This window comes from Cloacibacterium normanense (genome assembly GCF_002943105.1).
In the GTDB taxonomy this organism is placed as follows: Bacteria; Bacteroidota; Bacteroidia; order Flavobacteriales; family Weeksellaceae; genus Cloacibacterium.
On record NZ_PTPZ01000004.1, the window covers coordinates 14,184 to 35,028 of the forward strand.

Consider the following 20,845-nt stretch of genomic DNA (forward strand, 5'->3'; position numbering starts at 1 on the left):
AATTCGGTTACCAATATGCTTAAAAAATTTAGAGGTAACCGAATAGGTCACCTTACGAATTGAGAAAAATTGATATTATTTGATATCTAATAAAAACAAAAAGCCCCTAAATCTTACGATTTAAGGGCAATTGCTTGAAATTGAACATTTCAACGTGGTTTCTCCAGGAAATATATTTGAATTTTCTAATATTTCAACAAGTGGAATATTTTTGGTCTGATTAATATTCATTTTCAAAATATTTTTTCTTTTCTAAAGCAAAAACCTTTTTATTTATAATATTAAATACTTTTAATATAAACTTTTAGTTATTGCTTTAAAGCACTTTAAATAAAAGGTTTAATACAATTTTAAAAGGAGTGCAATTCCGCATTCCTCAGGAGTACTAATCCGCAAACATCCGAGCGGTAATCCGCAAATATGATATATTTCAAAGGAGTCAAAATCCGCAAACTAATTTCAAATTGTTAAAAGTTATCCACAATCTTATGATTAATTTAAATCAAAGGAGTTCAAATCCGCAAATTAGACAATTCATCATCTCAAAAATGATGATATTTTATTATTAAGGAGCGCAATTCCGCATTTCTAGGGAGTTCAAATCCGTAAATGTTGTTTTCTATCACAAAATTTTTGGATGAGCATTTGGAAACATTTTTCCTGTTGGCGTTTTTTCATAAGATGAAATAAGAAATTTTAGAATTTGTTCTAAAAAATCTTTATTTTCATAAACCGTTGCTTTAACTTTATTTTTTCGGCAAAATTTGATGAAATTATTGTAGGCTTCTTCTATTAAAAATCTACTTCTTGGTTGATTTTTATATTCTGATATAAAAAGAGATGCTATATTTACATCTAATTTATGCCTTGTCATAAAATACCTAATTCTTTGATTTTTAGAAATTGACAATTTAGAATCTAGTGAAATTGATTCGTCATTAATTTTCTTTACATAATATGGGATAATTTAAATTTTATTCAACTTGTAAGAATAGTTGAATGAAATATTAGAGTACTTATCCAAGATAATTCTAGCATTTCTCAAAAATTTTGAACAAAAATCTCCTGTATTTTTATAATTTAGTCTGAATTTTTTGTTTAAAGTTTCTAATTTAAGTTCTGTGCCTTCTTTTGGCAATTTATACAACCAAAGTGCAAAAAGAATATGCTTGTTATTTTTAACATTATAGACCAAATTATAAAGCACATTATTGTATTTAGAAATAACAATAATTTTCTTTAGCCAAAAACTATTTATCAAAAAACTTGTTTTTCCCCTTTCACTATATGAAGGATGAGAAATTAATCCACCAAAAGTTTTATTTTTTTCTCCTTTTGAATTTTCTGATACATGCCAATTCATTTTGTATCTTACTAAAAACTCAAAAGCTTGAATAATTTGATGCGTACTTCTTGAAGGAGATATTTTATCGTTTTTAATGGTTAATTGAGCAAAAATATTATTATCTGTTTCAAATTCTTCTTCAAAAAGAGATAGCTGTCTTGGTCTATCTTCGGGTCTAAATTGTTCATTACCGACAATTGAAATAATATTAAAAATAACTCTCAAAGCATTTATAGGAACATCAATAAATGAGTCATCCTCAATTAAGAAATCATTAAAAAATTCATTAGGAAACCTTATCCAATTAGAAGAAATACTGTCTTTATTAAAAGACTTTTTGATGATTATTCTCTTTTTATCCAAAATAGACATCTCTAATATTATTTCTTTCTAAAAGAATACTCTAATGCTTCTTGAGAAATTTCATCATTTGATTTTTCTTTATTTTGCAATAGCCATTCATCTACTTTTTTTCTCTCAAAAAATAGTACTTTTCCATTAGGCTTTGAAAATGGAATTGAATTTGTGTGAACTAATTTATAGATATAGGATTTTTTAAATCCTGTATAATCTGCTAGTTCTTCAACATTTAAAATAGTTTTAAGACCGAAAATATGTTTCTCAATTCGGTTAAGTTTGTGGAGGATAATTTCATTTTCCATTGCTATATTTTTTTTGATTTTATAAAGCAAAGGAAATTATAACGTAATGATTTTGAAATAGTACTATAGTCAAAATTACTATTAATAAAGGCTTTAAGACTATTTATTTTGAATATTTCTTAAGATTAAAAGATGAATAAGCACTATTTAAATTTTCATATTTAATGGCAATACTTAAATCATTTTCATACTTTTCAAATTTTTCACATATAAATTCTAGAAATTTCCTTCTCTGTTTTTTAGTAAAAAGTTCCTTTCCTTCATTAACAAGAGTATGGGTCAAGTAAAATAAACCTGTATAAGTAACAACATTCTTTCCAGAAGTACCTATCCATTTTATTTTATTACTAATAGGATTACCTGATAAAAAATCCCTAAAATCATCTATTGATGAACTGTGAATATTTTCAATATTATCTTTTATAAAGTCTTCAATTTCATTTTTTGAATAAAGTTTTAAAGAAATTTCATCTGATATAAATACTTTAATTTCACGAAGTAAAGATGTTTCAAAATCACTTTTCCAAATAAAATTTCCTAATAATAAAACACCAAAACTTAAGTATAAAAAAAATAAAAAATTTGTAATCATTCCTAAAACATCTTTTTCGCCATATTTTAGCTCAGCAAAGGATAAATAAAATATACCAAAATATGATATATATATTAATATTCTAGGCCTTTGCACTCTCTTATCCCACCAATAATTATCAATACAAAAAAAGTAATACAAAACCCACTTAACATTAGTTTTTAAAAATGGAAAAAGTATATATAAAATAGAAATTAAAGCTATAAGTTTTAAAATTTGACTATTAAATTCGTTTGGTATTAAGTAAATGATAAAAGTCAAGAAACAAGCAAATAAAAAAGTAATAGGAAAAATATATTTTGTTTTTGACATAATTAATAGATTATTTAATGAAATTTTAATTTTTGGTATTTATTTACTAATGAAATATAAAACTTAGAATTCAATTTTTAATTCAGGGATTAAACCAGCAGCTTCTTTGTTTTTTTTATCAACAATTCTAGCATAAATAGCAGTGGTTCGGAGTTCTCTATGTCCTAACCTTTTGGAAACCGTATAAATATCAGCTCCATTCTCTAATAATAAAACTGCATTGGTATGTCTTGCGCAGTGAAATGTAATATGTTTAGGGATACCTGCTCTGTTGCACCATCTAACTAATTCTGTATTATATGTCATCCCGTATTTTAAACCTACAAAAACTCTTTCTTGTGGATGTTTTCTTTCTCCTAACAATTGTCTTGCCTGTTCAGAAATGTACAAATATTCTACACCATCTGTTTTCTCTTGTCTGAAATTCACTTTGGTAAATTCGCCCTCGTCTCTAACTTTAGACCAAGTCAAGGTTTGAATATCTGACCACCTTAGCCCAGATAAAGCTGAAAACAGAAAGGCTTTCTTCAAGTTTTGATATTTACATTCTGCTTTTGCCAAAGATTGTAATTCATTAAACGTGAGATATTCTCTCTGGCTTTCTGCTTGTTCAAAAGATTTTACTTTTACTGAATAATTTACTGATAGATATCCATCTTCAAAAGCTTTTCTTAAGCAGGCTTTAAATTTATTAAAATAAGAAACTTTAGAATTTTGAGATAAAGGTAAATTGCTTTTTGTTAGCGCCTTACTATCAAAATATTCCTTTACCTTCTTTACAAAATTTTCATCGATGTCATCAAATGTTAGACTAGGTGGAACAATTTTCTTTAAATGAGCAAACGCAGATTTCCAATTGCCATAATTATCTGCAGAATAATTAATTTCTCTATCATCTACCATTTCTGAAAAGAAACTGAGAAAAGATCTCTTTGCTTTTGTAGTGCTTTTCATTTCAAATTTGCCTTGAATGTAATCTGTCTTTCTTATAGCCAAAATATTCTCAGCAAGTTTTAAATTTTCCTTATTCTCGTTTTTTTCCGTTGTTGATTTAGGATTTTGATGCAAGTAAATTTTTAAATATTCTTGCGTTCTTAAATGCTTTCTTTTTCCATTAGCATCAATAGTTGAACCTTTGTAATATTCTAAATAGAGACTTATTTTTCCTGTATTAAGAATTTTTTCTTTTAATGTTATTTTCATTTTTTAATCTTATGAATTCCTGCTATTAGCTTGTTTATATAAAATTGTACACCTTTTGCTCTTTTGTACACCTTATTTGCTTTGAGGTGTACAAAAGATGTACAAATATATAAATTAAAGTTTAACAAAAGAAAATAAAATTTACATAAAATACTGTAAATCAAATAAAAGAAAGAAAAAGAAACTAAAGAAAAGCATATTTATTTCCCGATACAGAACTTAGAAAAAATATTCCCCAATACTTCATCATTGGTAAATTCCCCAGAGATTTCGCCCAGATGTTCCAGAGCATTTCTAAGCTCGTACGCTAATAATTCAGTAGAAATTTGATGAGTAATGGCTTCTTTTACTTTATAAACTGCGTCAATAGATTTTTGAAGAGATTCGTAGTGTCTTTGGTTGGTTATGACTACGTTGCTTTCAGATTTTAGGTGTTCTACATAAGTAGAAAGTTCATCTTTTAAATCCTGAAGATGAATATTTTCCTTAGCTGAAATTTGTAACAACTCATGTGAAGGAATTTCAGATTGAAGGGTTTTGGCAATAGCTTCTGCTTTTTGCTCGGCCTGTTCTACTTCATCAATTTTAGTAAGACAAATAATGATTTTCAAATCTTCTCTTGCCAATTCCTGTAGCATGGCAAGGTCGTCTTTTAAATCGGTAGTTGCAACATCAATCAAATACACCAAAACATCAGCTTGAGCCACTTTTTCTTTGGCTTTTACCACGCCTATTGCTTCTATGGCATCTTCTGTTTCACGCAAACCAGCGGTATCAATAAGTCGAAAAGCATTTCCTTTGATGTGCAACACTTCTTCTATCGTATCACGCGTAGTTCCTGCAATATCAGAAACGATGGCTCTTTCTTCTTTTAAAAGAGCATTGAGTAAAGTAGATTTTCCAGCATTTGGTTTTCCTATGATGGCTACTGCAACTCCACTTTTAATTGCGTTTCCGTATTGGAAACTGTCAATCAAAGATTTCAGTTTGGTCTCTATTTTTTGAAGCAACTGTACCAATGCAGTTCTGTCTGCAAATTCTACATCTTCTTCTGCAAAATCTAATTCTAATTCAATAAGTGAAACAAAATTGAGCAAATCATTTCTCAACACAGAAATCTCCTGAGAAATACCACCTTTAAGCTGTTGAAGTGCCACTTTTCTGGAAGCTTCATTCTCTGAAGCAATAAGGTCGGCAATAGATTCGGCTTGACTGAGGTCTATTCTACCGTTCATAAATGCGCGCATGGTAAACTCCCCTGCTTTTGCCATTCTTGCACCATTTTTAATCAAGACTTCTAAAATTCTTTTGCCAATATGCAGAGAACCATGGAAAGAAATTTCCACAGAATTTTCGGTAGTGAAAGATTTGGGAGCCAAAAAGATAGAAACCATTACTTCATCGATGACTTCATCTCCATCTTTAATGAAACCATAATGTACCGTATGAGATTTCTGTTGGGTAAGTGCTTTTCCATCAAAGCATTTTTCACAGATTTCTATGGCTTGTTCTCCAGAAACTCTAATAATTCCTATCGCTCCAATTCCATTGGCAGTCGCGAGTGCACAAATAGTGTCTTGATTCATGCTGCAAAGGTAGTAAAACTTAAAATGCTTTCAAAAAAAGCCTAAAAAGCTTCTTTATATCTATTAAAAAGACATTTTAAATCTTAATATAAATTTTCTTTCGGTCTAGAATATAACCTACACTCCAACACAAAAGCATGTACACAAAAGAGAATAAAAACGCTCCAAAATAAGCACCAAAAGGGGTAAATAAGTTCTCATAAATCCAAGTATATGAAGCTTGTCCTGCAATCGGAATTCTCCACATGAGCGGAACGATGAGCTCGGAAAGCAAATAAATCGCCAAGGTATTTTTGCCAAAGACTTCAAAGAAATAAATGCCTTTTTTCTGTTGAAGAAAATCGGTGTAATAAACAATCAAAGCCAAAATGGAAATCGACAAACCGATGGTGAGTAAAACGTAAGAACTCGTCCATAGTTTTTTGTTTATAGCGAAGCCATAATTCCATAGAAAACCACCTGCAATCAAGATAAATCCTACCAAAAGCAATTGGGCAATACCTTCATAATTTCTGCCTTTTTCTTGAATAAATTTCCCTGCAAAATAACCTGCAAATACATTTACCAAACCTGGGAAAGTGCTCAAAAATCCTTCTGGATCAAAGGCAAAACCTTCGCCATGATAGAGATGACTTTCGCCAAACAGTTGCAAATCCAAGTCCAGAACAGGATTGTGTTGCATGTCGTAAGGTCCATATCCTATAAAAATAAACCAATACGCCAATAAAATAAATGCACTGAGATACAAAGAAAACTTTGGTTTGAAATAATACAAGACCAAAGAAGCCATACCATAACAAAGCGCAATTCTCTGCAATACCCCTAGAAATCGAGTCTCTACAAAAGGGAAACTTTTGATGTTAAAATCTGCATCTACATTGTAAAACGGAAACCAATACATGAGATAACCTAACAGAAATATAATAAATGTTCTTTTGAAAATCTTCGTCAAGACTTGCGGTTGAGACATCTTTTTCCATTTATCCATTACAAAACTCATAGAGTTTCCTACGGCAAAAAGAAAGGCAGGGAAAACCAAATCTGTAGGCGTAAAACCATTCCACTGCGCATGAAGCAATGGCGCAAAAGTAGTTCCCCAGTTCCCTGAAGTATTCACGATAATCATAAAACACACCGTCATCCCACGGAAGACATCTAAGGCTAAAGAACGATTACTCAACTGCATAATTTTTAATCTTTTATGAATTTTATTTATAAACAAAATGAAAAGTGATAAGTTATAAGTTATGAATGATGAGTTTTTTACATTACCACAACTCCATCACTCTCCCATTCTCCCCCTCTACAACTCTACAACTCTACAACTCTACAATTTCAAAACGCTCTCTCCATATTTCCCCCACAATCTCTTAGAAATCTCCAGCGTATTTCCTTTTGGTGTGGATAGATAAGTATTTTGTGCTTCCGACCAATCCCATGAAAACTGATTCACTCTTTCTAAAATCAATTGCTCATCTGCATTTCTGCCCTGTTCTACAGCAAGAATTGCCTCGTCTATAAAGATTTTCCAGCGACCGCCATAATAATCTTTCATGAGTCCAGCGATGGAACGATTGGCATAATCATTAAGATCTCTACCTTTTTCTCCCCAAACGCTGATGATTTTACGGGCATCTCTTTCATAGTAGGCTTTTTCTTGTTCTATATCGGTCATGGCTCTTGCATCGGAAATCCATTTGCCAACCAAATAATTAGGATTAGAAGCGAGAAGTTCATCAATATCATCAATAATTTGAACCATTTCGGCTCCTGTTTTTTTCATTTTAGAGACGTCTTGTTGGCGATAAGCTTGTGTAAATTGGTCTCTAACTTGATAAAAGTAATTTCCCAACACCTGTTTTCCAACTGCAGTCAAATCGTCTCTGTATTCATCAGTATTGGCTTCTGTGGCAATCAAATGCTTCCATGCGGTAGCAAGATCACGGTTATCGTAGGCAATCTCTGGATTTACCGTCCAGTTGTATGATTTTTCAAAGACAGGTTTAGAGTGCGTTAAATCACCTTTTCCCACATCAGAATTTTGGACATATACTTTCTCCGAAAGGATTTCCCAAGCTTTTTCAGCATCGGGATTTTCTTTGCCTACTATGCTTTTGGCATAGGTTTTTACAAAATCTTTCATGCGATGACCTTTTTTCCAAACTTTATCCAAGATAAATTCATACATCACGGGATTATCTCCGAATCCTTCCAGCGTAGCCCCTATTCCCCAGAGGTTTTTGCCTCCATTCTGCAATACATGTTCTATTTTTTCATCTGCATCTTTTAGATTTCCATGCAAAGTGGTATTTCCCCCGAAATTTCCTAGATAAGACCAAATGTAAGGCTGACCGAAAAAAGAATCGGTGCGTTTCCAAACTTCGGTATGGTCACAGAAATAATCCAGCATCATCAATTGATCTTGTGGTACGGCTTGCAAATAAGCTTTAATGCGTTCATTCGTCCATTTATTTTGCATGTAATAGAAAATCCAACCCATCTGCAACCATTTCGCTTTCGGGTCTACATGTGTGAGAGATTCATAAATATGTTGAGAAACTTTCGCCAAATATTCAGGTTCCCAACTTGGAGGGGTAACTTCATTAAAAGGGTCTATTCCGTAAATATGGTCGGTGCCAAATTCCTTGGTTTGTTCTTTCAAAAAGGCTTCTTGAATTTGTAGAAATAAAGGGTCAAAAGAATCTAAAAAGTAACTCTGGTATTCTTCACTGAAGTTTCCCCATTCTCCAAGGGAAGTGATTTTGGCATGAGGATATTTTTTTAAAAATGCTTTAGGAACATGTCCCGCAAAAGCAGGCAATACAGGTTTCATGTTAAAAGCTCTCGCTCTTGCTAAAATTTTCTTTTGCAGTTCGGCTTGACCATCAATCCAAGACATCGGAAGAGGACCTTCCCAATGGTCGATATTCGCCATTCTGTGCCAAGGTAAATAAGCAGGCCCAGTAAAGAAACCTCTAATTTCTTCATCGCTTAAGCCAAATTGTTTCCACACGTTGAGCCAAATTTTTTCTTGCCCCGTAATCGCCAAAGGAAGATTCACGCCATTCAGCGCCATCCAATCGATAAAACGCTCCCAATCGTGCCATTTCCACCAAGGCATGGTATACCCGAAAGTACAATAATTCAAGAAAAAACGATGCGGAACTCTTGCCTCGTTTCGTATTTGTCCTTTAAAAACAGGCATTTTTGCTGGAACTTTCACCACATTATCTGCATACCAAGACACGGAAACATGACCATACGTTCTGAGGTATTCATTAAAACCTACCGCCATTGCATTGGCATTATTGGCAGAAATATGCAGTTTCCCTTTCTTGAATTCCAGCTCGTAATAATCTGGGGAAGTCTTACTTTTTTCTTGATGAAAGACGATTTTTTCGGCATAAGCAGGAGCAATTCTCTGCACCAAACCTTTAGCCGCAGCAACATCAGAAGATTGAGCCAGTACAAACAGAGAGAAAAACGTAAAGAATAGTGCGTTCAGTTTTGCCATAGTCTACAATTAGGAGGATAAAGATAAAAAATTATTGTCTCAAAAAGATAATTTATAAAAGAAGATTTTTATCATCCCGATTTCAACCACTTACTACACTTTTCTGATGCTACATGAAATGCTTTAAATGCTTAACATTGAAAAAGCAAATGACTATTGAGCATGTTCTAGATATTGCCTTTTAATGTTTTGTTGTTTCAGAATTTCTGGTAAGAACGGTTGTATTTCGTGGTTGATTTGATCTTCGGTATAATCATTGGCATGAGGAGATTTTAAAAGCTGTAACCAAGGTTTTTTCTTAAATTCTGGGGTTCCAAAAATAATAACAGGTGTACCTTTAGCCAAAGCTACAGTCCCTTTTTTGTTCAGAATCCATTCATCTGCCCAATTGTACATAAAGTAGGCATCTTCTTCCAACAAACGAACACAAGAGTGTGAAGCATGATGTCCCGGCAAATCATACTGATGCCAACCAATCCCTAAATAATTATACAGATTAAAGTTCCATCTTAGTTTCCAATCAGAATTCACGGTACTGATGGCGACTTCCTTTTTCCAATTGGTAAAGGTGAGCCCCATTTTGGTAGGCGTTGCTTTTTTACCCATACTGGTAGGTCCCCAATTGATGAGATTCCCGTTTTCATACAAGGCATAGGCATGAATGGCATAACTGAACATCGCCAACTTCTGAATGTTTCTAGCCGCAGAAACGTTTTTAGGAAACGGACTGTACACTGTAAAATCTTTTTCTATTACGTCTGGAACCACTAAGGTATCGGCTCTCCATTTGTTTTTATAATCCAATCGATTGATGGCTAAAATAGCATGCAGTTCTTCTTGAGAATACTTTTTCTCTAAAGTTTTAAAGTCTTTATTTTTATTTTTAACCACAAAAGCATGATACTTTATTTCTTTTTTCACCACCGTATCTTTTTGGACGGTATCTGCTTTCCGTTGCTGCTGAATCGTATCATAATGCACCTCCTCTGCTCCAGCGCTTTTATTGCACTGAAACACCAAGAATAAACCGATGAGAAAGATATAGTTTCTAAAACAATTCATATCATTAAGGAATTAAGTCCTATTTACCTTTGTTTTTATTGAATACCCTAAATTTACGAAAGAAATGGCAGATTTTCAATATTTTGTGGAAGAAATATAACGAATGAAAAAGCACGGAGTGTAGTTCCGTGCTTTTTTATATTATTATCAAGGTCAGAGACTTTGTGAAGCAAATTAATTGAAAAATTTATTTTTTAATCATTACTACCCAAAAAATAAATGGGATGCAATGGTAATAAATTCTTTTGCTCATCATCCATTTTTATATAATATTCTTGCCAAAGGGATGTAAATCTATTAAAATCTATTAACTCAATGTGCTCTCTAGATTCCCTGGCTTCTTTTATAGCAGGTTTAGAAAAATTACCAGAAGTAACAAAGATTCCAACATCAGTGTTACGTTTTAATGTTCCGGCTAACTTTTGAACTTCATCTGAAGAAACAGAATCATTTGGTCGATGCTTTACTTGTACTATTATACGAGGTTGTCTGGTTCCTAATGGATCTGTGTATGCTATAATATCTATTCCTCCGTCAGGACCACGTTGGGCTATTTCAGAAATATAATAACCCATTGCTCTTAAAAGTGCCGCTACTAAATCTTGAAACTCATATGCATTTTTACTAATAATATAATTTCTAATTCCATTAAAAGCCTCATCTTCATATTGGCTAATAATTGATTTCTGTACTTGACTACTGTCTTCTTCATTAAAATCCTCTATATCAGCTTCAACTGTTTCTTTTTTTCGTTTACCTTCCCATTCTCTATATAATTTTGTTGCAGTAGTAAGTAATTTTTCTGGACCTAATTTTATAGCTTTTTCGCCTTCTTCTGTTAAAATCCAGATTCCTTTATTTTTTCTTAGAAAACCTGCCTTCATGCAATCAATAGTATAAAAATGCATGATAGATTCCCATCGTATATAACCCGTTTTTTCATAACGATGACTTTCATACTCATCAAAAACAGTAGTTTCTCTAATTTTATCTACTACATCTTTACCTCGCATTTCACCACCTGCTTCTTTTAGTATTTTGAAAGCTGCATAAATTGTTTTTTCTGCTATTTGTTGAGATTTTGATTTGGACATTTTTATTTATATAGTTTTTAGTTATTATTTTTATTTATTATACCGTCAGAGTTTTTTTATGTACAGGAAATTACTTGTATACAAAAACTTCATCTAATAAAATAGGTTTATAGTCTGCTGACTTTATTTGATTTTCTTTGCAATATTGTTTAATAAGTTTTTTAAGATCAATATCTAAATTAACGTTATTATTTTCTACAAACTGTTCTTTTAATTGCACCTCAAAGTAATATTCCGTTTTTGAGTTTTCTTTACCTTCTATTTTAGATTTATGCTTAATTTTTATACTTTCAATTTCTGCACAATAACTTGTAAGATAAAAAGGTTTAGTTCTTCCTCCTGAATAGATGATGAGCTTTCTAGCATTATTTATTTCGTAAGGGAAATCTATAAAATTTCCTTGTTTATCTGTTGCATGAAAATAAAAAGTATTTGTCTTTTTGAGTTTACTTAAATCTTTGCTTCTTACGTATCCTAAAGATACTTTTTCTTTTGGTTGAGGCTCTGCTGATAAATATTCTTTTAATTGGTTTTTAGTCTCAAATCCGCTTATCTTTTTTCTGTAATTTTCTGCAACTTGTGAATCTAGAATTTCCAATTTTCTATTTTTACTGATTTCTAGGAACTCTTTTTCTAAATCTATTCCTAAATATCTTCTATTGGCTAAATTGGCAGCAATGCCAGTAGTTGAACTTCCTGCAAATGGATTTAATTATCATTTGCTTTTCAACTTATAATATAAGAATTTATTATATCTATACCATCTTTTAACTAATCTTAAAATCTTTATTTTTGTAATATTATTTAACTTAAAATTATTTAAATAAACCTTACTTATTATAATTTGGGAACTTCCAGCATCCTTTGCAATAATAGTTGCTTCATTATCCTTAATACCAACTTTAATTAGTTTCTCTTTCAGGAATATTCGTGGGTCTTTCATAATTTGTAAATTCAGTTGTTATGTAATCATTTTCATTCAAAATAATTTCTTCACTTTCATACATTTTTTTTACTTCATAAATAGCTTGATCTATGTCAGTTGCTTCAATTTCTATTATTTTAGACAAAATTTCTTGAACTTCAATTTTAAATTTTTTCATACTTAATTTTCTTATAAATTCCACGTCCAACAAATTCTATAATGTTCTTATCTCTCAAAAGTTGTAATTGTTGTCTAATTTTATCTTTAATATGATTATTATTTGGATACTTTAATTTTAGCTTTTTTTCAAACTTATAAATTTCATCAAGTGTAAAAGTTTCATTTCTAACTAAATCTACACAATTCATTACATCTAACACCCAGCCTTTTGCATTATCTGATTTTTCTCTTAAAAATAAAGTTTTATTAAATTGTTCTTTGACTAAATCTTGCTCTATTATTTTGCTATTCTTTACCAAAAAAACTTTTCCAGTATCCGCAATTCTTTTAATATCAATATTACAGCCTATCCAACCGGCAAGTTTTGCATTTTCTGATAATGGTTTTCTTTTTATTATAATTTCTGGTGTGAAAAACTGTTTTGGAATAATAAGAAAATCATTTACTTTCAATTCTTTGGTATATGTTAAAAAAAAGAAATTTGGATTATTATTAGAATTAATTCTTTCAATCATAGTATTATATGCACCATCTGTTATAGTACTTGAAAGCTTTCCTCCCTTACTCTTTAACTCAAATTCTTCATTACATTTTTTACAATAAAAATCCGCAACGGGACGATTGTTTTCAAATTCATTTAAAGAAATTTCTCCGCAACTAGGACAATATGAATTATTCAAAACCCAATCTTCCGTTAACCTTCTTGCTATTTGAGTATTACTTTTATAACCTTCTGCCAAATTAATATTGAAATATAAATTCATAGTTTAATTTATACTAATTAGTTTTCATCAAATATAAACAAAACTTCATTTTATTCAAGAATATAACAACTAAAAAATCCACTCATGCGAGTGGATTCTGTTACCCTAAGTTTACTGCGCCCAGATAGACACTGTTACAGGCTTGTGTTTCGGCTTCGTTAGCGATAAAAGCGTAGACTTGCGCTTCCATACCTTGATAGGAACTGTGGAGCGTAATGCTGGCTTCTGCATCACTGCGGAACGCCACACCTTCAAAAATCTCAAAAGCAGAGACCGCCTCAAAATAACATACAACACTTACTTTGTCGGTGGCTAAAGCGTTGCCTTGTAATCCATTATCTTCCCAAGTGAGATTTATCACGCCACCTGTTGCAGCTTGTGCTTCCACATTTTGAAAACCTGTAAGGTCTCCTCTAGTAATGAGTACTTTATTATAGATTACTGCGGGTAAACCATCTACTATTTCTATTGCATTGTTAATGAAATAAGAAGCAGCTAAGTTTACCTTAGATTTTGCTCCCGCATCTGTTCCAAAAAACCGATTTTGGATATTGCGCAAAGGGTGCAAAAACGTGATAGTAGTTTTAAACTTCAGTTGTTGCAAAATTTGCTTATCCGTCTTCGGTCTCGAAGAAGATTTTGGGGTACTGCGGATAATGTCTTTACCGCGCCAATTGGCTCCAACTACGGGGCCTACTTTTCCAGAAAATCCACCAAGGATTCCTTTTTTAATTTCTGCCATGGCATTTTTATTTATTTGTTATACAGGTCAAAAGTAGAAACAATTTTTTAAAGCATTGATATACTTATAGTTACATGTCTTTATTTGACTATTTTTGACCTTTTTTGTCTATAAAAGTCTGCCAATGACTCAGTATATCCTAATTCGTCTCTGTTTGTCTTTTTTTGTCCAGAAATGTCCAGTTTTGACCACCTAAGTTTTACACTCCTTCGAGTGTTCTTCGAGAATCCTCCCATACTCCTTCGGAAAAAAGGTACTTTTTCCGAACAAGACCAAAAGAAGAGTAAAAGAAAACTGCCTTCTGCCTTCGTGAACTTCGTTCGCAGACCTTCAGTCTGTGCTCAGGCATGGGTTCAGTTATGAGTTAAGGCATCGATTATATTTCTAAGTCGGTGATAGAGCCTGTCGAAATCACCGCGGGTGAAAAATTTTCATGTTGGTTTTTAAATAATTTAGATTCCTACGGAATAAGAAGTGGAGTGGAAAAAATCATTTTCTTATACCATGAATTTTGCCTTCTGCATTCGACTAGTCAGGCATCGGTTCAGAAATTTTTGGCTCATTGAGCCAGTCTAAGTGAAATATTGTGGCTTCGACAGGCTCAGACACCATCGACAGTTTTAGGCATCAGATCAAGAATCAGTTGAGTGACCGAGAGTAAAAAAATTAACTGGGAAAGATAATAATGAGTGAATCACCAGTTCCTGCAAATAAGTAATAGAAATATTAAAGCAAAAATGCTTTTTTGCAGATATAGAAAAACTGATAATGTAAATGAGCGACTAATCTTGGCAGCTTTGGTCTGCAAGATTTTTAAAATACTGTACAGGATAAAAGTATTTCTTCCCTATTCTAACAAAGGGAATACTTTTATTGCTTCTCATGCGTTGCAAAGTTTTGTCGCTAAAATTAAAAAGCCTTTTCATGTCCGCATTATCATAAAATAACGGCTCGCTTAAGCTTTTGGTGTGTTTTTGGTGGTTCAACATAACAATATAAAAACGATTTAATGTTAATTTGATAAGGCATAATTATTAGTTTTTTAATTAATTAATAGTACAATAATAGGTAATATGAAAAAAACTTGCAAAAAACATCGATAAAAGTTATTAACAAGTAAGGGTGCAAAAAATGGCTAAAATACTGGTAAAACTTTATCCTTGGTTAGATTTTTAAAGAATAACCAGTCTATTCCTTAGAACAACTCAAAATTTCTCATTGCCAACAAGAATCAGAATTACAATACAAGAATTTAAAACTCATATTTTATAATGAGTATTTAAAAAAAACTAGAAAAATCGTTTTATCCCTTTATAGAAGTGGTTTTTGAGTTGGCAGACCAAGAGCATTACCACGTTCCCATCACCCTATCGCCTTACGGCTACTCTACTTACAGAGGAAATTAAAAATAAAAAAGAATTGGTGGCTTCGACAAGCTCAGCCACCGTATTATTTATTACTACACTCGGCGCCTGAGCGTAGTCGAAGGCACATTATTTCTATTGTATTAAAATCCGTGCACTCTATAGAGCATCTCTGATGTTCCTTTGAGAACTCAAAAACGACATGATTTTACAAAATCTCCGTGAACTTTGTGTTATAAAAACTCCAAAACCAAACAGAAAAATTTCACCCACGGTGCCTGAGCGTAGTCGAAGGCAGGGTCGGGGAAAAGAATTTTTCTCAACAAATACCTGAGCCTATAGAAGGCACCAAATTCCTAGACCTTCCCCAAAACATAGAACCCACCACCATTAAGAACAGAAGTCCTAAATAATAAGAATGTGAGAGCATATCCACATAATTGATTTTATTTTTACTGTAACCGATAATCAATAAAACCTGTGCGCCATAAGGAAGCAACCCTTGAACGATACACGCAAAAATATCAATGACAGAAGCCATCTTTCGGGCAGGGACTTCAAAACGTTCAGAAATAGGTCTCAACACTTTCCCAGAGATTAAAATCGACACCGTATTATTGGCAATACAGAGATTTACCAAACCTGTAATTAATCCTGCTCCCAATTGCGCAGATTTGGCTGAGCTAATCTTAGCTTCTATTTTGTTCAATAAATATTGAATTCCCCCTGCTTTTTCTACTAAGGCAGCTAAACCACCTGTAAGCAAAGACAATAGGAAAATTTCGGTCATAGACGTGAAGCCTTCATAACTGGCTTTGGCAAAACTCAACCACGTAAGGTTGCCTTGCCACAAACCAATGGCTCCCGCTAAAAATATCCCAATCACCAAAACAAGAAATACATCTAACCCTAAAAAGGCTAAAACCAAAACCACCAAATAGGGGAAAATAAGTTCCCAAGAAATTGGAGTTGGAGTGTAAGTAATAGGCGCCACAGGATTGCTGAAACCTATAAAAAGTAAGATCACCACCGTCAATACTACTGCAGGGGCAGCCAAATAAAAATTGGTTCTGAACTTATCTTTCATGCTGCTGCCCAACGTTTGAGCTGCTGCAATGGTAGTATCAGAAATCACCGAAAGATTGTCGCCAAACATGGCACCACCCAAAAGACTTGCCCCAATCAGGTTAAGGTCTGCTCCACTTTTTTGAGCCAACTGTATCGCGATAGGCCCTAATGCGACAATAGCGCCAACCGAGGTTCCAGAAGACAAGGAAAGAAATGAGGCCAAAAGGAAAATCCCTAGAGCATAATAATCTGCAGAGATATAGGTTAAACCGATATTCACCACCGCATCTACACTCCCCGAAACTTGTGCTACGGTAGAAAAAGCCCCTGCCAAAAGATAAATAATACACATGGTGAGTACACTGGATTCTCCACAACCGTGTAAGAAAGTTTTGATTTTTTCTTGATGAGGCAACCTAGACATGGCAAAGGCGGCAATAATACCGATACTCACGGCAATAGGCGATGGCAAGGCATAAAAATCTTGCAAAACGATTCCGGCACCTAAAAATGTACCTACGAAAATTAAAAAAGGAAGTAAACTGAGAAAATTTGCTTTTGTATGGTTCATAAAATTTAAAAATTTAACACAGGAACTTTACAAAAGATAGACAACATTTTTTCCAAAAAGTTTGGCTTATCGCTTTAGCACCTTGCTTGTTGTTGCAGGTTGCTACCTCCCGTAGAGGTTCCTGATAATAGGCGGCAAAAGTAATCATTATCTCCCAACGAACCAAATACAATCTATCAATCGCCCTCATAGACCATTAACGCAGCCTTTTAACTCCCTGATTTCTAAAAATTAAAGAATAAAAATTTCCTTTCCATTTCCTTTTTGATGTCCTTAAAGCAATTTCTCCTCTCCTCTTTCTCTAAAAATATCTCAAAAATTAGGAAATAGAATTCATCTACTTTCTGCCTTATACAAGCTCAGGCACAACATTTTTTATTGCTCGTTGCCTTCGACAGGCTAAGGCAAAGTTTATCTTTGAATCTGTGGCTTCGTGAACTTCGTTCGCAGACTTTCAGTTTGTGCTCAGCCACCATTCAATTTTCTAAACATTTTTTGCATTAAAATCTGTACACTCTATAGAACATCTCTGATGTTCCTTTGAGAACTCAAAAACGGTATCATTTCACAAAATCTCCGTGGACTTTGTGTTAAATAACTCCAAAAAATAAGCAGAAAAATTCCACCCACGGTGCCTGAGCGTAGTCGAAGGCACATTATTTCTATTGCATTAAAATTCGTGCACTTTATAGAACATCTCTGATGTTCCTTTGGGAGCTCAAAAACGGTATCATTTCACAAAATCTCCGGGAACTTTGTGTTATAAAAAATTTATAAAAGACAATCCCTTTACTTCGTAACCTCATCACTACATCACCATATACCCTTATCACCTATCCCCCGCTTCTCCCAAGATAAAGCATAGATGAAGCATAGATAGTGTATGAAAAATGTCGGTGAGAGGTATTTGATGTCGGGGAACAATACCCTATACATTTCCTCAAAATCTTATAACAAATCATCAGGATTATATAAGTCCAACTGCTTGATTGTATTTTACTTTTGTATCAATACCCACACAAAATATAATCATTATGAAAGTAGACATCGGCATCAGTGCCGCAAACCTTAAGAAAGTATGTGATAACCTAAACGCTGTCTTAGCAGATGGCAATGTGTTATACCTCAAATTAAGAAAGTTTCATTGGAATCTGAAAGGACCAGACTTCATGCAATTTCACCACCTCTTCGAAGAACAGTATGAGGCATTAGAAAAAGCCATTGATGAAGTAGCCGAACGCATCTCTACGCTTGGCGGAATGGCAATAGGAACCATTATAGAGTTTGCAGAACTTTCACAGCTAAAAGAAAGTCCTGGAACATGCCCAGCTCCTCTGGAAATGGCAAAAGAACTTTTGCAAGACCATGAGAGTATTGTAAAATCCCTCAGAACCGCAATAGACGACTGTGAAGAGAAGTATGAAGACAAAGGAACCGCAGATTTTTTAACCGGGTTGATGCAAGACCATGAAAAAATGGCTTGGCAACTCAGACAATATTTCGTTTAACCTAAAATTTAACCTTATGAAAAAGTATATCTTATCCACCGTAACTTTATTTTTATTGACTTTATTGACGAGTTGTGAAGCGGTAGAAACCGTTTTCAAAGCAGGAATGTATTGGGGATTTTTCTTAATTGCCTTAGTGGTAGTCGTGATATTTTGGCTATTCTCACGAGGAAAGAAATAAACTCATTGCAAACACTTTAAAACACAAATGATATGAGACTAAGAACCTTTGAATCTTTTTGGCTGCTCAAAAACGGCTTACTCTACACCTATCCCAGTTTACAAAAAAATATAAAAACAGAAATTTTGGTGATTGGTGGTGGCATTACTGGCGCTCTGATTTCTGATGCGTTAATGGATGCAGGTTATGAGGTAACTCTCATCGACAGACGAGACATCGGACAAGGAAGTACGAGTGCTACTACCAGCATGTTGCAATACGAAATAGATGAACCGCTAAAAGATTTGGCAAAGAAAATCGGTGAAGAAGCTGCAGCACTTTGTTATCAAGAAGGCATCACTGCGATTCAAGATTCAGAGCAATTGGTGAGAACCAAAAAATTAAATTGTGGCTTCCAAAAGAAGAAATCACTTTATATTGCGCACAATAAAACCGCTGCAAAAGAACTTTATCAGGAGTTTGAAATTAGAAAAAAACATCAACTGGGCGTAAAATGGTTAGAAGCAGATGCGATTAAAAAAACTTATGGCATTGTTTCTCATGGTGGCATTTTAAGTGATACCGCAGCTAGTGTAGATGCGTATCAAATGGCGCATGAACTTATCGCTTTTAATGTAAAAAGAGGGATGAAAGTCTTTGACCAAACCGAAATTAAAAGCATTCAAGACCAAGACAAAACTCCGAAAGTCATTACGCAAGAAAATCATACCATTCGTGCTCAAAAAATAGTTTTCTGCACAGGTTTTGAATCTTTGAATTTACTTAAAGAAAAAGTTGCCGATTTGATTTATACTTACGCAACTGTGAGTGAACCGACACAAACCTATAATAAAAATCTAGAAAAGATTTTGATTTGGGACACACAAGATCCTTATCTGTATATGAGAACTACGGATGATGGTAGATTTTTAGTTGGCGGCGAAGATTCTGTGTATAAAGACACCATACTTCAACAAAACATTAAAGAAGAAAAAAGCAAAACGCTTATTAAAAAACTCAAGAAAACCCTGCCAGATTTAGACTTTATCGAAGATATTTCTTGGGGTGGAATTTTCGGAACCACCAAAGATGGTTTGCCTTATATTGGGGAATCTCCAGAATACAAAAATTGTTTGTTTTGCTTAGGTTTTGGTGGAAACGGCATTACCTTTTCTACACAAGGAAGAAAAATTATTATCGACCTTTTACAAAAAAAAGAAAATACTTTAGCCCAATATTATCGATTTGGGAGATAGGTATAGGTAAGGATGATGGATGATGGATGAAGGATGAAGGATGAAGGATGAGGTAAAGGTAAAGGTAAAGGTAAAGGTTGAGGTAAAGGTAAAGGTTGAGGTAAAGGTAAAGGTTGAGGTTGAGGTTGAGGTTGAGGTTGAGGTTGAGGTTGAGGTAAATATTAAAGTAAAAAAACTCGAGTTCTAGTCTCGAGTTTTTTGTTATTGAAATGAATTTTATTCCTTGTTGTGATTTACCCAAATGAGTTTTGAAACATCGAAACCGTCTTTTTTGGCTTTCTCGATGAATCTTTTTTTGGTGGCTTCGTCTATGGTCTTCGTTCTTGATAGAATCCACATGTATTCTGTAGAATTCCCATAAATAAGCGCATTGTGATAATTTTCGTCAATGTCTACTACGTTATATCCGCCGTAAAATGGCCCAAAGAAAGAAACTTTGAGTCTCGCTTCAGATTCAGAGCCTACAAATTTAGCTTTTCCTTCAGCAGAATCCCATTCTTTTTTTACATAGTTGTAGCCTTGGTTCAGCACTTTGATGCTTCCATCTGGATTGATGGAATATTGCGCTGTAGTATTGTCTAAATTTCTTTCGAAACGGAAGTCAAACCTTGCGATTTCATACCATTTGCCTAGATATTTGTCTTTATTAAAGTTTTGTACCGCCGTTACTCCATCTGGAATTCCTACGCATGAAGTAAAAATGGTGGCTACTACTGCCATGATGGCAAATCCTTTTATGATTTTCATTGTCTTTATTTTTCTACAAATTTCGGTTAAATTAGTGAAGCAAAATTATAGAATTGTGGGAAATGTTTTTATTTTATTTGTCTATTAGACTTATTTTCTAGTAGTTCCATAAAATGTAACCGAAGTGTTTTGGTTGGAGAGGGTTTATATTGTATTTTTGTAGGATATGAATAAGAACAGTTTCTTATCT

21 protein-coding genes, 2 pseudogenes and 1 riboswitch are annotated in these 20,845 nt (G+C 33.3%); of the genes and pseudogenes, 5 read left to right on the plus strand and 18 right to left on the minus strand.

Translation table 11 applies throughout. The annotated features are described in order from the left end of the window. Positions 1-622: 622 nt before the first annotated feature. From C3729_RS13380 to C3729_RS13455, 16 genes and pseudogenes are all read right to left on the minus strand, one after another. Positions 623-874: a hypothetical protein gene (locus C3729_RS13380; RefSeq protein WP_260204499.1), complete on the minus strand. Its 252-nt coding sequence runs from the start codon at positions 872-874 to the stop codon at positions 623-625. Positions 875-967: 93 nt separating this feature from the next. Continuing rightward, positions 968-1,708 (minus strand): hypothetical protein, encoded by a 741-nt coding sequence (locus C3729_RS07760; RefSeq protein WP_260204500.1) that lies wholly within the window; start codon positions 1,706-1,708, stop codon positions 968-970. A 17-nt stretch (positions 1,709-1,725) separates the two neighbouring features. Then, positions 1,726-2,007, minus strand: coding sequence for a helix-turn-helix transcriptional regulator (locus tag C3729_RS07765; protein ID WP_104793645.1), 282 nt, complete (start codon positions 2,005-2,007; stop codon positions 1,726-1,728). 103 nt (positions 2,008-2,110) lie between these two features. Then, positions 2,111-2,911: a hypothetical protein gene (locus C3729_RS07770; protein ID WP_133159960.1), complete on the minus strand. Its 801-nt coding sequence runs from the start codon at positions 2,909-2,911 to the stop codon at positions 2,111-2,113. 63 nt (positions 2,912-2,974) lie between these two features. Continuing rightward, entirely contained in the window at positions 2,975-4,114 is a 1,140-nt protein-coding gene (locus C3729_RS07775) for a site-specific integrase (RefSeq protein ID WP_104793647.1), read from the minus strand. A 200-nt stretch (positions 4,115-4,314) separates the two neighbouring features. Further along, positions 4,315-5,700 (minus strand): tRNA uridine-5-carboxymethylaminomethyl(34) synthesis GTPase MnmE, encoded by a 1,386-nt coding sequence (mnmE, locus tag C3729_RS07780; protein WP_104793648.1) that lies wholly within the window; start codon positions 5,698-5,700, stop codon positions 4,315-4,317. Between the two features lie 76 nt (positions 5,701-5,776). Beyond that, the gene (locus C3729_RS07785) at positions 5,777-6,886 is read right to left on the minus strand and encodes an acyltransferase family protein (RefSeq protein ID WP_104793649.1); all 1,110 of its coding nucleotides are present in this window, start codon (positions 6,884-6,886) and stop codon (positions 5,777-5,779) included. A 141-nt stretch (positions 6,887-7,027) separates the two neighbouring features. Beyond that, positions 7,028-9,214 carry an alpha-N-acetylglucosaminidase gene (locus C3729_RS07790; protein WP_104793650.1) on the minus strand — a complete coding sequence of 729 codons (2,187 nt, stop codon included), beginning with the start codon at positions 9,212-9,214 and terminating at the stop codon, positions 7,028-7,030. A gap of 153 nt (positions 9,215-9,367) precedes the next feature. After that, complete coding sequence (locus C3729_RS07795) at positions 9,368-10,276, minus strand: L,D-transpeptidase (protein WP_104793651.1); 909 nt, start codon at positions 10,274-10,276, stop codon at positions 9,368-9,370. Between the two features lie 194 nt (positions 10,277-10,470). Then, positions 10,471-11,370: an Mrr restriction system protein gene (locus C3729_RS07800; RefSeq protein ID WP_104793652.1), complete on the minus strand. Its 900-nt coding sequence runs from the start codon at positions 11,368-11,370 to the stop codon at positions 10,471-10,473. Positions 11,371-11,440: 70 nt separating this feature from the next. Beyond that, positions 11,441-11,968, minus strand: a complete 528-nt coding sequence (locus tag C3729_RS07805; protein WP_260204501.1) for a hypothetical protein — start codon at positions 11,966-11,968, stop codon at positions 11,441-11,443. Positions 11,969-11,989: 21 nt separating this feature from the next. Then, positions 11,990-12,064, minus strand: a pseudogene (locus C3729_RS13385) (hypothetical protein); the annotation flags it as partial. A 208-nt stretch (positions 12,065-12,272) separates the two neighbouring features. After that, positions 12,273-12,473, minus strand: a complete 201-nt coding sequence (locus tag C3729_RS07810) for a DpnD/PcfM family protein (protein ID WP_104793654.1) — start codon at positions 12,471-12,473, stop codon at positions 12,273-12,275. Then, positions 12,460-13,239, minus strand: a complete 780-nt coding sequence (locus C3729_RS07815) for a DpnI domain-containing protein (RefSeq protein WP_104793655.1) — start codon at positions 13,237-13,239, stop codon at positions 12,460-12,462. Before C3729_RS07815 ends, C3729_RS07810 begins: the two co-directional genes overlap by 14 nt. Positions 13,240-13,339: 100 nt before the next feature. Next, positions 13,340-13,981, minus strand: coding sequence for a DUF6266 family protein (locus C3729_RS07820; protein WP_104793656.1), 642 nt, complete (start codon positions 13,979-13,981; stop codon positions 13,340-13,342). Positions 13,982-14,763: 782 nt separating this feature from the next. Continuing rightward, a complete protein-coding gene (locus C3729_RS13455; protein ID WP_411266654.1) occupies positions 14,764-14,970 on the minus strand; it encodes a helix-turn-helix domain-containing protein in 207 nt (68 codons plus the stop codon). A 303-nt stretch (positions 14,971-15,273) separates the two neighbouring features. Here C3729_RS13455 and C3729_RS07830 point away from each other — a divergent pair. Further along, positions 15,274-15,387 (plus strand): annotated as a pseudogene (locus tag C3729_RS07830) (hydroxyisourate hydrolase); the annotation flags it as partial. Positions 15,388-15,664: 277 nt separating this feature from the next. Here C3729_RS07830 and C3729_RS07835 read toward each other — a convergent pair. Beyond that, positions 15,665-16,984, minus strand: coding sequence for a Na+/H+ antiporter NhaC family protein (locus C3729_RS07835; RefSeq protein WP_104793657.1), 1,320 nt, complete (start codon positions 16,982-16,984; stop codon positions 15,665-15,667). Between the two features lie 36 nt (positions 16,985-17,020). Beyond that, a riboswitch (SAM-I-IV-variant riboswitch) is annotated at positions 17,021-17,117 on the minus strand. A gap of 901 nt (positions 17,118-18,018) precedes the next feature. On the opposite strand from C3729_RS07835, the gene C3729_RS07840 reads away from it, so the two are divergent. Genes C3729_RS07840 through C3729_RS13220 form a run of 4 tightly spaced genes read left to right on the plus strand, consistent with a single transcriptional unit; the run spans position 18,019 to position 20,095 of the window. After that, a complete protein-coding gene (locus C3729_RS07840; RefSeq protein ID WP_104793658.1) occupies positions 18,019-18,492 on the plus strand; it encodes a Dps family protein in 474 nt (157 codons plus the stop codon). Between the two features lie 16 nt (positions 18,493-18,508). Beyond that, positions 18,509-18,673, plus strand: a complete 165-nt coding sequence (locus tag C3729_RS07845; protein WP_104793821.1) for a phosphatidate cytidylyltransferase — start codon at positions 18,509-18,511, stop codon at positions 18,671-18,673. A 32-nt stretch (positions 18,674-18,705) separates the two neighbouring features. Beyond that, positions 18,706-19,908 carry an NAD(P)/FAD-dependent oxidoreductase gene (locus C3729_RS07850; protein WP_104793659.1) on the plus strand — a complete coding sequence of 401 codons (1,203 nt, stop codon included), beginning with the start codon at positions 18,706-18,708 and terminating at the stop codon, positions 19,906-19,908. A 40-nt stretch (positions 19,909-19,948) separates the two neighbouring features. Further along, the gene (locus C3729_RS13220) at positions 19,949-20,095 is read left to right on the plus strand and encodes a hypothetical protein (RefSeq protein ID WP_165785746.1); all 147 of its coding nucleotides are present in this window, start codon (positions 19,949-19,951) and stop codon (positions 20,093-20,095) included. Positions 20,096-20,124: 29 nt separating this feature from the next. On the opposite strand, the gene C3729_RS07855 is transcribed toward C3729_RS13220, so the two are convergent. Further along, a complete protein-coding gene (locus tag C3729_RS07855) occupies positions 20,125-20,655 on the minus strand; it encodes a lipocalin family protein (RefSeq protein WP_185117734.1) in 531 nt (176 codons plus the stop codon). Positions 20,656-20,845: the final 190 nt, after the last annotated feature.

Bases quoted from the DNA above. Each gene is read 5' to 3' on its own strand.
- C3729_RS13380 (WP_260204499.1), bottom strand. From the start codon at position 874: ATGACAAGGCATAAATTAGATGTAAATATAGCATCTCTTTTTATATCA.
- C3729_RS07765 (WP_104793645.1), bottom strand. From the start codon at position 2,007: ATGGAAAATGAAATTATCCTCCACAAACTTAACCGAATTGAGAAACAT.
- C3729_RS07770 (WP_133159960.1), bottom strand. From the start codon at position 2,911: ATGTCAAAAACAAAATATATTTTTCCTATTACTTTTTTATTTGCTTGT.
- C3729_RS07775 (WP_104793647.1), bottom strand. From the start codon at position 4,114: ATGAAAATAACATTAAAAGAAAAAATTCTTAATACAGGAAAAATAAGT.
- mnmE (WP_104793648.1), bottom strand. From the start codon at position 5,700: ATGAATCAAGACACTATTTGTGCACTCGCGACTGCCAATGGAATTGGA.
- C3729_RS07785 (WP_104793649.1), bottom strand. From the start codon at position 6,886: ATGCAGTTGAGTAATCGTTCTTTAGCCTTAGATGTCTTCCGTGGGATG.
- C3729_RS07790 (WP_104793650.1), bottom strand. From the start codon at position 9,214: ATGGCAAAACTGAACGCACTATTCTTTACGTTTTTCTCTCTGTTTGTA.
- C3729_RS07795 (WP_104793651.1), bottom strand. From the start codon at position 10,276: ATGAATTGTTTTAGAAACTATATCTTTCTCATCGGTTTATTCTTGGTG.
- C3729_RS07800 (WP_104793652.1), bottom strand. From the start codon at position 11,370: ATGTCCAAATCAAAATCTCAACAAATAGCAGAAAAAACAATTTATGCA.
- C3729_RS07810 (WP_104793654.1), bottom strand. From the start codon at position 12,473: ATGAAAAAATTTAAAATTGAAGTTCAAGAAATTTTGTCTAAAATAATA.
- C3729_RS07815 (WP_104793655.1), bottom strand. From the start codon at position 13,239: ATGAATTTATATTTCAATATTAATTTGGCAGAAGGTTATAAAAGTAAT.
- C3729_RS07820 (WP_104793656.1), bottom strand. From the start codon at position 13,981: ATGGCAGAAATTAAAAAAGGAATCCTTGGTGGATTTTCTGGAAAAGTA.
- C3729_RS13455 (WP_411266654.1), bottom strand. From the start codon at position 14,970: ATGTTGAACCACCAAAAACACACCAAAAGCTTAAGCGAGCCGTTATTT.
- C3729_RS07835 (WP_104793657.1), bottom strand. From the start codon at position 16,984: ATGAACCATACAAAAGCAAATTTTCTCAGTTTACTTCCTTTTTTAATT.
- C3729_RS07840 (WP_104793658.1), top strand. From the start codon at position 18,019: ATGAAAGTAGACATCGGCATCAGTGCCGCAAACCTTAAGAAAGTATGT.
- C3729_RS07845 (WP_104793821.1), top strand. From the start codon at position 18,509: ATGAAAAAGTATATCTTATCCACCGTAACTTTATTTTTATTGACTTTA.
- C3729_RS07850 (WP_104793659.1), top strand. From the start codon at position 18,706: ATGAGACTAAGAACCTTTGAATCTTTTTGGCTGCTCAAAAACGGCTTA.
- C3729_RS13220 (WP_165785746.1), top strand. From the start codon at position 19,949: ATGAAGGATGAGGTAAAGGTAAAGGTAAAGGTAAAGGTTGAGGTAAAG.
- C3729_RS07855 (WP_185117734.1), bottom strand. From the start codon at position 20,655: ATGAAAATCATAAAAGGATTTGCCATCATGGCAGTAGTAGCCACCATT.